The organism is Pseudoalteromonas sp. G4, from assembly GCF_028875915.1.
Classification (GTDB): Bacteria; Pseudomonadota; Gammaproteobacteria; order Enterobacterales; family Alteromonadaceae; genus Pseudoalteromonas.
The window spans coordinates 1-13400 of record NZ_JAPEHW010000054.1 but is presented as its reverse complement, the minus strand read 5'-3'; the positions used below and the strand labels follow the sequence as shown (position 1 = coordinate 13400).

At 38.2% G+C, this 13400-nt stretch carries 11 protein-coding genes; all 11 read right to left on the bottom strand.

Annotated elements, in window-relative coordinates:
• Positions 1-987 carry a WD40/YVTN/BNR-like repeat-containing protein gene (locus tag ON073_RS14560; protein WP_274762604.1) on the bottom strand — a complete coding sequence of 329 codons (987 nt, stop codon included), beginning with the start codon at positions 985-987 and terminating at the stop codon, positions 1-3.
• A 53-nt stretch (positions 988-1040) separates the two neighbouring features.
• Complete coding sequence (locus ON073_RS14555; RefSeq protein WP_274762603.1) at positions 1041-2408, bottom strand: DUF1329 domain-containing protein; 1368 nt, start codon at positions 2406-2408, stop codon at positions 1041-1043.
• Between the two features lie 73 nt (positions 2409-2481).
• On the bottom strand, positions 2482-4575 hold the full coding sequence (locus ON073_RS14550) for a DUF1302 domain-containing protein (RefSeq protein ID WP_274762602.1): 2094 nt from the start codon (positions 4573-4575) through the stop codon (positions 2482-2484).
• Positions 4576-4853: 278 nt separating this feature from the next.
• A complete protein-coding gene (locus ON073_RS14545; RefSeq protein ID WP_274762600.1) occupies positions 4854-5081 on the bottom strand; it encodes a DUF2835 domain-containing protein in 228 nt (75 codons plus the stop codon).
• Positions 5071-7677, bottom strand: coding sequence for an aminopeptidase N (gene pepN, locus ON073_RS14540; protein WP_274762598.1), 2607 nt, complete (start codon positions 7675-7677; stop codon positions 5071-5073). Before pepN ends, ON073_RS14545 begins: the two co-directional genes overlap by 11 nt.
• Before the next feature lie 20 nt (positions 7678-7697).
• Positions 7698-9158 (bottom strand): Na+/H+ antiporter NhaC, encoded by a 1461-nt coding sequence (nhaC, locus tag ON073_RS14535; RefSeq protein WP_274762597.1) that lies wholly within the window; start codon positions 9156-9158, stop codon positions 7698-7700.
• A gap of 138 nt (positions 9159-9296) precedes the next feature.
• The gene (gene prc / locus ON073_RS14530; protein WP_274762596.1) at positions 9297-11321 is read right to left on the bottom strand and encodes a carboxy terminal-processing peptidase; all 2025 of its coding nucleotides are present in this window, start codon (positions 11319-11321) and stop codon (positions 9297-9299) included.
• An 11-nt stretch (positions 11322-11332) separates the two neighbouring features.
• Complete coding sequence (gene proQ / locus ON073_RS14525) at positions 11333-11983, bottom strand: RNA chaperone ProQ (protein ID WP_274762595.1); 651 nt, start codon at positions 11981-11983, stop codon at positions 11333-11335.
• A gap of 16 nt (positions 11984-11999) precedes the next feature.
• Complete coding sequence (locus tag ON073_RS14520; protein WP_274762594.1) at positions 12000-12290, bottom strand: hypothetical protein; 291 nt, start codon at positions 12288-12290, stop codon at positions 12000-12002.
• Position 12291: 1 nt separating this feature from the next.
• Positions 12292-12747: a GAF domain-containing protein gene (locus ON073_RS14515; protein ID WP_274762593.1), complete on the bottom strand. Its 456-nt coding sequence runs from the start codon at positions 12745-12747 to the stop codon at positions 12292-12294.
• Between the two features lie 140 nt (positions 12748-12887).
• The gene (locus tag ON073_RS14510; protein ID WP_274762592.1) at positions 12888-13265 is read right to left on the bottom strand and encodes a hypothetical protein; all 378 of its coding nucleotides are present in this window, start codon (positions 13263-13265) and stop codon (positions 12888-12890) included.
• Positions 13266-13400 lie beyond the last annotated feature (135 nt).

Sequence of the window (13400 nt, the reverse complement as noted above, 5' to 3'; positions counted from 1 at the left end):
TTACTGCACGCTAAGTTTATGTATTCCAGATTCTGATGCGATGATTAAACCATTCTGGTTAAGCGCACCGGCCATAAGTGACTTACCATCTTTAGTCACTGATTTAGTAATTTGGTTATCAGAGTAAGTTAGCCAAACACCACTATTTGCTAGAAATATGGCTTTATCAGCAACAATTTCAATATTATTGATTGATGCAGTTGTGTTTGTCTCTAATTGTGTCCATTCAACACCGTCTGTACTTGTAAACGCAGTGCCACGAAGTCCACCAACTAAATATTGATTATTCAATTTGTTAAATGAGAAAAACGAACCAGCATAAATTTCATCAAGACGTTGCCATGTTTTCCCCATATCACTACTAGTGGCCATCAAACCAAGTTCTCCGACAAGCCACAGTGTTTCACCATCAAGATATAATTTATTAAAGTGTGGCAAGATTGCTTGCGTTTCTATTTGGTAACCTTCTGGATCAGATTCTTTTAAGTCATTAAGGTATTCACGGTCTTCTTCGTACAACAATGAATCATAGAATTCTTTTTGCCATGTTTTTCCGCCATCGGTTGTACGGTAAGTTAAGCCATAGGCACCTATTGCTAACCCGTGCTTTTTATCAAAGAAAAGGATATCTAAAAGAGGCTTATCTAACTCAGGTAAATATTGTTGAATATGCCAGTTTTGCCCGCCATCTTGCGTGTGTAAGATTGTAGCGTCATGGCCAACAGCCCAGCCTAATTGTGAGTCAACAAAATACACCGCGGTTAATAAGCTTTGCACTGGTGTATTAGCCTGCTGCCATGTATTTGAATCCTTGCTGTAAACAATATTTCCCCATTTACCAACAGCAAGAGTTGAATTACCCACAAGAGTAATATCAGTTAGCAAATTTTGCGCTGCAAGCTTTGCGGGAATAGCTGGTTGCGGCAGCACTTTAGCCAGTGCGCCAGTCGCGATGAGAGAGCCGATTAAGAATAGATATTTTTTCATATATGTTGCGGTAGCGTTTGAGAAAAACGGCCCTCGCGGGCCGTATTGTTTTATTAGCGTCGACCTGAGCGACGTAATGCATTTGAAGTAAACTCAGTGTCTTTGAATGATTGTTGGAAATCATACATCTTCTCTTCGTTATCTAAGCCAATTGCTAAATAACGACGTGAGTTCAAGTCATGATATACATCCAATGTACTCCAATGAGTTGGTACTTCGTAATAGTTCACACCGTGTGCCATAGCGACACGATATAGTTGATCACGGTTATCGTAAAGATCCGCAACATGGATTTGCCAGCTATCTTCATCAATAAAGAATACACGTTTCTTATAAATATGACGTGTACCTTCTTTCAAGTTTGCTTCAACAACCCAAACACGGTGTTTTTCATAACGAACATGTTCTGGGTTAATATGACCAGGCATCAAAATATCATCGTATTTTAGTTCATTGCTATGAAGCTTGTAGCTGTTGTACGGAATGTACATTTCTTTCTTACCAAGTAATTTCCAATCGTAACGATTTGGCGAACCGTTAAACATATCGAAATCATCAGTAGTACGTAGACTATCTGACGCTGTACCTGGTGCATCATATGCAACATTTGGTGCACGACGAACACGACGTTGACCGGTGTTATAGGTCCAAGCTTGACGAGGTGTTAACACCTGGTCCATCGTCTCGTGAACAAGTAATGCCGTACCAGCAAGGCGAGCAGGTTCAGTTACAGCCTGTTTAAATTTAAATAAGATATTTGATTTCTGCAACGATTCAGGTGTTGCATCTTGTTCAGAATATTTAACAAGAAGTTGCTCATCAAATCCTACAATATTATATGAACCGCTTGCTGTTGGTGCAGCTTGGCCGCCATAACGTTGGATTGATAAACCACGGTAACGCAAAATATGGTTCCAGATTGCTTCTAGACCTGTTTCAGGAATTGGGAAAGGAATACCGATAGCGGTATTTTTAATACCATTTCCTTCTTCAACAAGCTCAGCAGTTGTTGCATATTTTTTCGTTGCATCATAAATAAATTGTGGGTAAGAAGCACTGCGACGCGTTTGATAGATATTCATCTTAAACGTTTCAGGGTAAGCCTCAAACATTGCCACTTGACCAGGAGATAGAAGCTCTTTGTACTGCTCTAAATTCGATTTATCGATAGTAAAAAGAACTTTATCATCTGCAAATGGATCTGGATGGTGGTCGCCAACTTTGTAAGTGTCTGGCGCTTTAGTAATACCGCCTTCCCAAGAAGGGATTGAACCATCTGCATTACCCGCTTTTTCAGCACCTAGTGGTGTTAAATCTTGACCTAAGCGAGCAGCTTGTTCAGCTGAAATTTTAGCAACTGCAGATGATGTGCTAAACACACCAATTAAAGCAAGCGCTACCAGGGTAGGTTTTTTAATCATATTGTTACCCTTAAATTGAATACTTGATATTAAATGAAACATAGTCGCGATCTGCTAAGCCATTTGCACTACCTTAAATTGAATACTTGATATTAAATGAAACATAGTCGCGATCTGCTAAGCCATTTGCACTACCGCCACCCCAGAAACTATTGTAACCAAAGTCAAACGACCACTGGTTTTGATAGTTAAAGTTAAGGTTGACTGAAGCTGACATACGATCTTCAACAAATAAGAACATTGGGTCTGGTGTTGTACCATTTACATCGTGCGAGAACACAACACGTGGTGAGAAGTTTACACCAGCAAATAGGTTGTTATATTCACCTTTAGCAACTAGGCGGTAACCCCAAGATGTTGCTGACGCAAATTGATTTGTTTCTGGACCATTTGAAAGTAATAGATGAAGTGCTGTGTAATCATCAGCTGGGCCTTGCATAATACCGCTACGTGCAGTACCTGGGGCATTAAGGCGTAATTCATCATATTCTGGTAAATCTTTAACGTGCACACCACCTACTTCACCAAGCACAGCCCAGCTATCAGCACCTAATGATGGGCCAAATAAATGGGTTAAGCTAAATTGAAGTTGTGCAGTGTCGCGAAGAATATAACCTTGTGCTACTTCACCTGGTGATACAGTTTCAACTTGTGAAATACCCGCAAACATATCTTGACGTACCGCATCTGGTACACCCGGGTTTGCCAGTTGTTCAGCCATACCTGCATATAATAACTCTACGTCATCAATTTGCAGTGGTTCGTCTTGACGGTAAGTGAATTCACCGGCAAACGCTGTTTCACCAATCGCAGTGTTCCAGCTGAATGCATACATTTTAATATCTTCTGGATATTCAAGTTGTGCTTCAGTGAAACCTTTTAAGTTAGTAATGTTATCAGCAGTAATCGTGTTGTTTGCAATATACGCTAAGTCATGACCAATCGCTGCACCTGTAAAGTCAGAAGCTTTACCAGAAATTAATGGGCGGCGACTATGATAATTAACATAGTAGAAACCAAATTCTGTTTCATTAAGTTCAGGAACAAACCAACCAAGTTTCAAACCATATTGGCCTGAATCTTTTGGCTCTTTCATGGCTTTATCGCCATTGGCTTTAATTGCAACTTTAGTTGGGTGAGCAAGATACATACTTGCAAGTAAAGACTGTGCTTCAGCACTTGAAGGATCCATACCTTGTGCCGCTAAAACCTGACCCCACTGAGTATACATATTGTTTAGAGAATTTGTTAAATACGCTAAATCAATATCTGGATTAGAGGTAAAGCCTAATTGAACGTTATTTGCATTACCATTAACTGCAGCAAAGTCATTTGTAGATAAATAAGTACCAGCAACAGGTAGGCGTGTTTCATGCCATTGGTATTGATAGAACATTTCAGCTGAAACGTTTTCAGTAATACCTAATGAAGCCCAAAGCATACCCACTGGGATAAACGCTTCTTTTACTTCAGCACCTGGCGCTTTTAAACGGTCAATATCAACTGGGTTAATATTAATACCGTGAGAAATTAACGCACTTTCACCCCAGTTAACTACTTGTTGACCTAAACGGATTGAAAGCGGGTTGTAACCTTCGTTTAAATCAAAATCTGCATAAACAAATGCATCTAGTAAACGAAGATCTTTACATACTAATTCTTCAGATTCTTTATTTGCACACGGATCTACACCCTGACCTGACGTTGGGTTTTTATATGCTAAGTCAGTATCATTCAGTGCAAAATCATAGAAGTACATAAAACGCGTAAAGAAACCAAAGTTGTCTTTGCGAATTTCTAATTCATGTGTGCCCTTTAATAACTGTGAAAAAGCTTCACCACTATCAAAGTTTAAGTTACCTGCATCACCATTATTCGAGTATGTACCTGGTTGTGACCAGATATCACTTGATGAATAAATAGGGTTTAGTGCTGGGTGATAACCAGTCCAATCAAAGCGAGGATGATTAGATTTACCGATTTGATTATCGAAATCACGGTCTTCAACACGGTAGCTTGTACCGTATGAAAAAGTAGAGTCAAATTGTATTTCAAAACCACCAACTTCAAATGATGCGGCTGAAACAGTTTGGCTTGCAAATGCCATACACGCAGCTGTAACACCTAAAGCCAGTTTGTTTTTGACAAAAAGAGGACTTTTTATCATATATATTCCCCCTATGGCGGGCTGTTTTGTTATCAAGTTATTGTTTTTAGTATGCTTGTAACGATAGAAAGCAATTCATAAAATTACAAGTAAAACATGAGATATCGCGAAATCATTAAATAATGATTACATATTCACTCTTGTTATTAGATATTCTACTTTCTAATCACATAGGTAAGACATCTTACCAGTTAAATAATCGAAATGAAAAGTGCTTATGCTAAAGAACTTAAAAAAGTTCTTAAAAAAGATGAAAACATTAGGTTAATAAAATGTTTTTAAAGTATTTTTTCTATAGAAATAAATTTATTTTCAGCTGTTAAATGGATACGAAAACGCCCTTTTATACCCAAAGAAGAAATAAAAGGACGTATTTTAGAAGCATCAAAGCGGATTGTTTTGCCGCAATCACTCAATACTTGCACTTGAGTATAATGGCCTTTGTAATAGGCCATACACTCATCGTAATTAAAATTTATTGAAAAATAGTAAGTTTTACTCACCATTGAGGGCATTACTCACCTTTTCAAACAAATCTGGACTCAGATCAGCAATTGCTGCTAAACGCTGTAATTGTTCCTTAGCGTTATTTTGACGTTCAATTGTATGGCGTTTAAAACTTAGCAAAGGCGTAATTAAACGTGCAGCATTTTGTGGATTAATTTTATCAAGTTTAATCAACAAATCGGTTAACAGTTTATAACCTGAACCATCAATCGCATGAAAAGCTTGTGGATTGAACATGCAGTAACTCATCAACAATGCACGAACACGATTAGGGTTAGTTATATCAACCTCTCCACTATCAAACATCTGTGAAATTGTATTAGTTACATGCTCAGATTTTAACCGACCGATTTGAGCAAGCCACTTATCAAGTACAAGCACATCATGTTGCCACTTCTCTTTGAATCGCGCTAAGAAGTTTGAGTGTGATACATGTAAGCTATCGCACACTGCATTCAGTGCATTTAAACTATTGGTCATATTCGTATTTTCGAATTCGCTCTCAAGTTCACTTGATACTGACTGCCAATCAGTGAGCGTTAGATAACCAAGCAAACACCCTTTTAAAGCGCGCACACCCACGCTATGAGCATCTAATCCTCCAGTTTCAGAAAGGCCGGTATAACGCTCTACAAGCGCGTCTTTTAACAAATTAGCTAATGTTGATTTTACAGATGCCAATTGTGCACATATCTCATCAACAGGAATTGTGTCATACGTTGCAGCAATACTATCAAAACTGGGAAGTGTGATTAATTCACTTAGTAAAGAAAGATCAGACGCTTCTGATGTGAGTAAATATTTAAATAGATCTATGATTTCTTTTGGTAATTCAGTGCCTTTATCAATTGTCTCTTTTAAACATACAATCATCAAACGTTGCATCGCATCCCATTTGGAGAAGTCACTGCGGGCATGTTTAACGATTAAAATCAGCTCATTTAATGATTGTTCAAACACAACCCTACAAGGCGCTGAAAAATCTTCTAAAAATACAACTGATGAATCGGCATCAATATTTTCGAAAATAAACTGTTGTGTTTCTTGCTTAAGACTGACTACATTACCAATTAACTCACCATTAATTTGCAGCGGCTGTGAAACCCCTTCAGGCGAGATAAGTTCGATTGCAAGCGGAATATGAAGCGCTTGTTTTTCATTTTGGTCTTGCGTTGGTGCAGTTTTTTGCGACACTGTTAATGTTAATGACCTAGCCGACTCATTATATTCACGAATGACTGTTAACTCAGGCGTACCAGATTGGCTATACCACTTTGAAAATAAGCTTAAATCAATGTTTGACGCATCTTGCATTGCGCTCACAAAATCATCACATGTTGCTGCGGTACCATCATGACGTTCAAAGTAGAGTTGCATTCCTTTTTGGAAATTAGCTTCCCCTAGTAAGGTATGCATCATGCGGATCACTTCAGATCCTTTATCGTAAACAGTAACCGTATAGAAATTATTCATCTCGATTACTTTATCCGGTCTAATCGGATGTGCCATTGGTCCTGCATCTTCACTAAACTGGGGACCGCGCATTACTTTAACTGCATCAATTCGGTTAAGAGCACGTGAACCAATATCGGAGCTAAATTCTTGATCTCGGAAAACCGTTAACCCTTCTTTTAATGAAAGCTGGAACCAGTCTTGGCATGTAACACGGTTTCCTGTCCAATTATGGAAATATTCATGACCAACAATACTTTCAATGGTGTGATAATCTCTATCTGTTGCCGTTGCTTGGTTGGCAAGTACACATTTAGAGTTAAAGATGTTTAATCCTTTATTCTCCATTGCACCCATATTGAAGAAATCAACAGCAACAATCATGTAAATATCAAGATCATATTCAAGATTAAAACGCTCTTCATCCCATTTCATTGCACGCTTAAGCGATGCCATTGCATGGTCTGCTTTACTTAAGTTGCCTTTATCTACAAATAACTCAAGTAACACATCACGACCAGAACGTGTCGTAAATTTATCTTGTAAAACATCAAAATCACCAGCCACCAAGGCAAATAAATAGCTTGGTTTATTATACGGATCTTGCCACACATTAAAGTGCCTTCCGTCAGCAAGTTCGCCACTGTCAATCTTGTTACCATTAGAAAGCAAGTGAGTGAACGATTTATCTGCAATAACCTTAACGGTATATTTTGTTAAAACATCAGGCCTATCTTGAAAATAGGTGATTTTACGAAATCCCTCTGCTTCACATTGAGTGCAATAAGCACCATCAGATAAATATAAGCCCTCTAACGATGTGTTGTTTTTTGGGTCTATTTCCGTTTCGATATGCAGTTCAAATTCTGCAGGTAAATTCTTTAATAAAATACCCTGCTCAAACGTTTCATATTCAGTAAAAGCAACGCCATTTACATTGATACAATGCAGTGTTTGATTAACACCATCTAACCACAGCTCACTTTGCGAAGAGCCCACGCGTTTATAATGGGACTTTTGTAATACACGTGTTTGTGTAGGCTGTAAATCAAACTCTAAATACAGTGAATCAACTAAAAACTCAGGCGCTTTGTAATCTTTACGATACTTAGCCTGGTTAGTTGAAATATGTTGATCGCTCATAAAAAAATTACTCTACTTAGTTATGCTTCACGAGATTGAACGTGTTTCGGCTCTAGCTTTAAAATTTTAATGCCAAAATAGGCATAAACAACCGCTAGCACTGGATTAATTAAATTGAAAAACGCATACATAGCATAATCTAATGGGCTAATTAAAAGCACGCTTTGCATATATGCACCACAAGTATTCCATGGGATTAATGGGCTTGTAATGGTACCGCCATCTTCTAATGTGCGTGATAAATTCACATTAGCAAGACCACGTTTTTCATACTCTTCTTTAAACATACGACCTGGCATAACAATCGCCATATATTGGTCAGCAGCAATTAAATTTGTGCCGATACAGGTCGCAACTGTTGATGCGATAAGTGAACCTGTGCTTTTGGCAATTTTTAAAATACCCGAAACAAACACTTTTAATAGGCCTACTTTCTCCATAACCGCGCCAAACATCAAGGCACAAATGATTAACCAAGTAGTATTAAGCATGCCAGACATACCACCTCCACTTAGCAAGCTATCCATTTTTTCATCACCGGTTGTGATGCTAAAACCATTAAAAAATGCAGCCCAAACTAACTTAAAGGTACCAACAAATTGATTTACACCGCTCTCAATTTGATTTGCGATTAAATCTTGTTGAAATAATAAGGCCCAAATTGCACCTACAAAGGCACCAATTGCAACTGCAGGGAATGCAGGCATTTTTTTCACTGCAAGCGCTAACAAAACTACCAGTGGTACTAACATTTCGATGCCAATATTGAAGTTTTGTAACAAAATACCTGAGATTTCTTCAATGCGCCCTTCATTTGGGATCCCTTCCGCATTGAAACCCATCACTAAGAAAATAATCAAAGCAATAATGAAGCTTGGTACGGTGGTCCAAAGCATGTGATGAATATGCTCAAATAAATTACTGCCCGCAACCGCTGGTGCTAGGTTAGTTGTCTCTGAAAGCGGGCTTAATTTATCACCAAAATAGGCACCTGAAATAACAGCACCTGCCGTTACAACTTGGTCAAGCCCAAGTCCGGTTGAAACCCCTAGTAATGCAACACCGATAGTGGCTGCTGTGGTCCATGAACTACCAATACTTAGCGCTACTATGGCGCAAAGCACACAACTTGCAGCATAAAACCAATGAGGATTTATCAGTTGCAGGCCATAATAAATTAATGACGGAACTGTGCCTGATAGTAACCAAGTACCAATTAGCGCACCAACCATTAATAAAATCAGTACGGCGCCTAAAGAAATGGTTATACCTTTAACCATGGCTTCTTCGAGTTCATCCCATTTAAAGCCATTTTTTAAGCCAATTAAAACCGCAATTGCTGCAGCAAATAATAAAGCTATTTGGTTAGGACCATACGATGAATCATCACTGTATAAATAAACGGATGTGCCAAGCAGTAGCACTAAAACGCTTATTGGAATTAAAGCGTCTAAAAAGGTCGCTTGTTTTACTTGCTTCACAAAGATACCTCAAATTGTTGTCATTATTTATCAACTTTACATCACCTAAGCGGCAAAGTGCTGACATTTATTATTTTTAGTTTTACATAAAAAAGCGCCGACTTTGTTAAAATCGGCGCTTGCTAAAATCATTGCTAATTAGTGTTTAGCGTAACGGCCATACTTAATAAAATCTGATGTAATATGCACCGCTTCCTCAAGTCCTGGATCAATTTCATCCAGTACATCAGGTGCATCATCTAAAGATGCAATCGGGTCTAAGCCTAGACGTTTTAAGCGTTCATTTGCACGCGCTAATGCTTTAACTTTATCTTCTTCACGTTGCTTTTCACGCTTAGCTTTTACTAACGTCACTGAATCACGATCTTTCTCTTTTTGATAAACTGCTATGTCATCATTAAGATAGATAAATTCAGGCTCTGCTGCGATACGCTCTTTGTGTTTATCCGTTAAAAACGTAATTGCTGGAGATAAATCATCAAGTTTTGAATAATTCGCCTTACGAATATGATCCCAAGGCAATGCATTATCTTCCTGACTTTCACCCCACTCTGCAGGATCAATTGGGCTTGGGAATTTAATATCTGGGATCACCCCTTTGTGCTGTGTACTGCCACCATTAATGCGATAAAATTTAGCAATTGTGTACTGTACACTACCGAGTGGATTTTCAAATAAATCAAACGCTTTTGTTAGGCTTCTGTGCTGTTGAACTGTACCTTTACCGAAAGTTTGTTCACCAATAATTACAGCGCGCCCGTAATCCTGCATCGCTGCTGCAAAAATTTCAGAAGCAGATGCACTATAGCGGTCTACCAGTACCGTAAGTGGACCATCGTAATAGGTAACGCCATCACGGTCTTTTTGTTTTTCAACTTTACCGTTGATGTTATGAATTTGAACTACCGGGCCTTTATCGAAGAACAAACCTGATAATTGGGTTGCTTCATACAATGAGCCACCACCGTTACCACGTAAATCGATAACAATACCATCAACCTGTTGCTCTTGTAGCTTGGCGAGTTCTTTCTTCACATCTTTTGAGAGGTTATTGTAAAAACCAGGGATTTCAATCACCCCGATTTTTGTATCAAGCTCTGAATAAACTGGCTCAAATACACTAGATTTAGCAGCTTTATCTTCTAAACGAATTTTATCACGTACGATTACAACTTCGTGTGGCGTACCGTGCGAATCTGAGCCTTTTAAATACTGTAGACGAACCTTAGTACCTTTCGGTCCTTTAATTAGGTCTACCACATCATCTAAACGCCAACCAATCACATCAACAAATTGGTCTTGCCCTTGGGCAACCGCAATGATGCGATCATCTGATTTAAGCTTTTCAGTTTTCGATGCCGGGCCACCTGGTACTAATGAACGAATTACAGTGTAATCTTCATCAACACCTAAAACAGCGCCAATGCCTTCCAATTCAAGCTGCATATCTTGCTTAAATTGCTCTGCACGGCGTGGCGATAAATAAGAGGTATGAGCTTCAATGCTTCTTGCGAATGAGTTCATCGCAATTTGATACGCATCTTCACTATTCGTTTGCGAAATACGTTTTAGAGTATAACGGTAACGTTTTTTCAGAATTTCTTGAATATCTGGCCATTCTTTGCCAGTAAGTTTCAAACGAAGTGCATCATATTTAACACGTTGACGCCAAATTTCGTGTAATTCCTTCATAGTAGTAGGAATCGCAGCATCTTCGCGGTCAAAGTAATAATTGTCTTCTTTGTCAAACGTCATTTCTTTATCGAGTAAAGAAAGTGAGTAATCAAAGCGTTCAAAACGGCGACGCATATTCAGGTTAAAAATTTCAAATGCAAAAGACATATCGCCTTTGATTAGTGCATTATCAATTTCATACCTGAAATGTTCAAATTTAGCCAAATCTGATTGCAGAAACAGACTTTTGTTACTGTCGATTGACTCTAAATAGCGGTCATAGATTTGGCTAGATAAGTCATCATCTAATCGAATAAGTTTGTAGTGTGAGCGAGTAAATAAATTTGTTATTCGCTTGGTTGCAGCAATATGCTGTATTTCCTGTTTTAGCTCAGGTAAATTTTCAATGCTAATTTTATCGGCAGAAGCAAATAAATTTGCTGAAAATAGCGCTGCCGCCAGTGGAATAAGCTTAAACTTCTCACTCATACACTGTCTCCTTATACGATAAATAGACTCTCTGCTTTAGTTTTCACCTGCATGCCAGTAACTAGCACCACATGAATGTCTTCCTTGTTCACTTCAGTGATTGTGCCTTTAACTAAAGCTTGGCCAAGTTTTACTTTAACTTCAGTGTTCACTTTAATATCACCTGAAGGTAGCGCTTCTACTTTGTTTGAACGGCGAACAGGTTTGTCTTTATTAGTGTTACTAGAAGTAAATTTAGTTCCTTTTGCACTATTTTTATCAGCAAAAGTCCCTTTCTTTTTGTAAGATTTCTTTTCACCCGCATTACGAGGCGCTGCTTTCTTACGTTTTGCAAGCTTTGCTCGGCTTTCTTCTAGTGCCTTGTTAGCATGCTCTACGTGCTCTTCTTCTACTTTTTCAGCATCGTTACCATCAAGGTCAATACGGAACTCATGTTTTGTAACTGATTCAAGGTAGCGCCAGTTTGAAGTGTATTTACGAAGTGCTTGACGCACTTGTGTTTTACTTACACGTTCATCACTGTCGATACGCTCAGCAATATCTTTAAAGATACCAACCTTTAACGGCTTAATGCCGTCCTTTTCTTTAAAGCAGGCTGGAAACTCTGTGTAAAGGTAATTTAATACCTCTTTAATGTCTTTTAGCTTGTTAGTAGAGTCCATGTGTTTAACCTTAAGTTTAAATCTCTTCGTCTAAATTGTTTTCCAATTGGTTTGCAACATAATGTAACACCCAATCGATTAATTCTTCATGCTCGGCATCTAGAAGTGCGGTATCACCACGCAAGTGCTCCCAAATGCCTTCAATAATTCTGTCAATTGTCTCGGCGTCCGCTTCATCTGGAAGCGCTTGCCAAGCACAGTGAATAAGTTCATTCAGATTTTCAGCGACAGCTTCTTCTTGCCCTTCCCAATCACCTACTTGATCTATACCAAAAAGGTAATCCTGAACACTCAACCAATCTTTCATATTAAAGATACTCTTTAAGTGAAGACATAATAAGTTCCAAACCAGCTTGGTCATCTTCATCGAAGCGATTCAAGCTTGGGCTATCAATGTCTAATACACCTATGTATTGACCATCTTTTATAAGTGGAATTACGATTTCAGAATTCGAAGCGGCGTCACAAGCAATGTGACCTTCAAAATCGTGAACATTTTCGATACGTAATGTTTGTTGTTTTTCAAATGCAGTACCGCAAACACCTTTTCCAATCGGAATACGCACACAAGCTGGATTACCTTGGAATGGACCTAGTACAAGCGTGTCGTTTTCTAATAAATAAAAACCAACCCAGTTGATGTCTTCTAGTGCGATATTTAATAACGCACTAACGTTTGCAAGGTTAGCTATCAGGTTAGATTCGTCTTCAATCAAAGCCACTACTTGATTATTTAAACTTTGATATAAGCTTTCTTTATTCATTATTTAGAAAAGTTAACAATTCAATATTCACAAAGCTTAAAGGTACTCTTTCAGAACAACAAATGAAACCTTTTTAAGCTAAAAAAAGTGAATATCGCGAAATATTCACTTTTTTGTTTACTATTTATTCGCCTGAAAAACTAGATTCGTTTTTTTTGTGTCATTATAAAAATACCCGCAGCTAATATTGCCATTGCAGTATTAACAATAAACACTTGTCCCGATGCCACATTAAACATAAAACTGAATAGTGCACCACCAAATAACGCGGCTGTAATTACAGCAGTATTATTGGTTTTACTACGTTTTATTAAAAATAAATATAAAGGCACAACACAAATTGCCATTGTTAAACCAACAATATGCGCATTTGCTACTGCACTTAGCAGAATTGAAAAGAATAGTTTGCTATTACCACCTTCCAGTGTAATGACATAATAAGCACCGATTAAACACCCAATAACGAAGGGTGAGAAAAGTGAATAAGCAATGCCTTTAAGAATTGTTTTTTTATCCATAACCGAATCACTATGTTTAAACACAGCTTTAGCATGGCAAATAAGGATAAAATAGATAGTAGACTTAAGTATAGTAAGAGGGTGGCGGAGAGATAGGGATTTGAACCCTAGATAGGCTATTAACCTATGCCGGTT

Excerpts from the sequence above, each read along its gene's own strand:
- prc (WP_274762596.1), bottom strand. The coding sequence starts at position 11,321 with ATGAGTGAGAAGTTTAAGCTTATTCCACTGGCGGCAGCGCTATTTTCA.
- ON073_RS14515 (WP_274762593.1), bottom strand. The coding sequence starts at position 12,747 with ATGAATAAAGAAAGCTTATATCAAAGTTTAAATAATCAAGTAGTGGCT.
- ON073_RS14510 (WP_274762592.1), bottom strand. The coding sequence starts at position 13,265 with ATGGATAAAAAAACAATTCTTAAAGGCATTGCTTATTCACTTTTCTCA.
- ON073_RS14560 (WP_274762604.1), bottom strand. The coding sequence starts at position 987 with ATGAAAAAATATCTATTCTTAATCGGCTCTCTCATCGCGACTGGCGCA.
- ON073_RS14555 (WP_274762603.1), bottom strand. The coding sequence starts at position 2,408 with ATGATTAAAAAACCTACCCTGGTAGCGCTTGCTTTAATTGGTGTGTTT.
- pepN (WP_274762598.1), bottom strand. The coding sequence starts at position 7,677 with ATGAGCGATCAACATATTTCAACTAACCAGGCTAAGTATCGTAAAGAT.
- ON073_RS14520 (WP_274762594.1), bottom strand. The coding sequence starts at position 12,290 with ATGAAAGATTGGTTGAGTGTTCAGGATTACCTTTTTGGTATAGATCAA.
- ON073_RS14550 (WP_274762602.1), bottom strand. The coding sequence starts at position 4,575 with ATGATAAAAAGTCCTCTTTTTGTCAAAAACAAACTGGCTTTAGGTGTT.
- ON073_RS14545 (WP_274762600.1), bottom strand. The coding sequence starts at position 5,081 with ATGGTGAGTAAAACTTACTATTTTTCAATAAATTTTAATTACGATGAG.
- proQ (WP_274762595.1), bottom strand. The coding sequence starts at position 11,983 with ATGGACTCTACTAACAAGCTAAAAGACATTAAAGAGGTATTAAATTAC.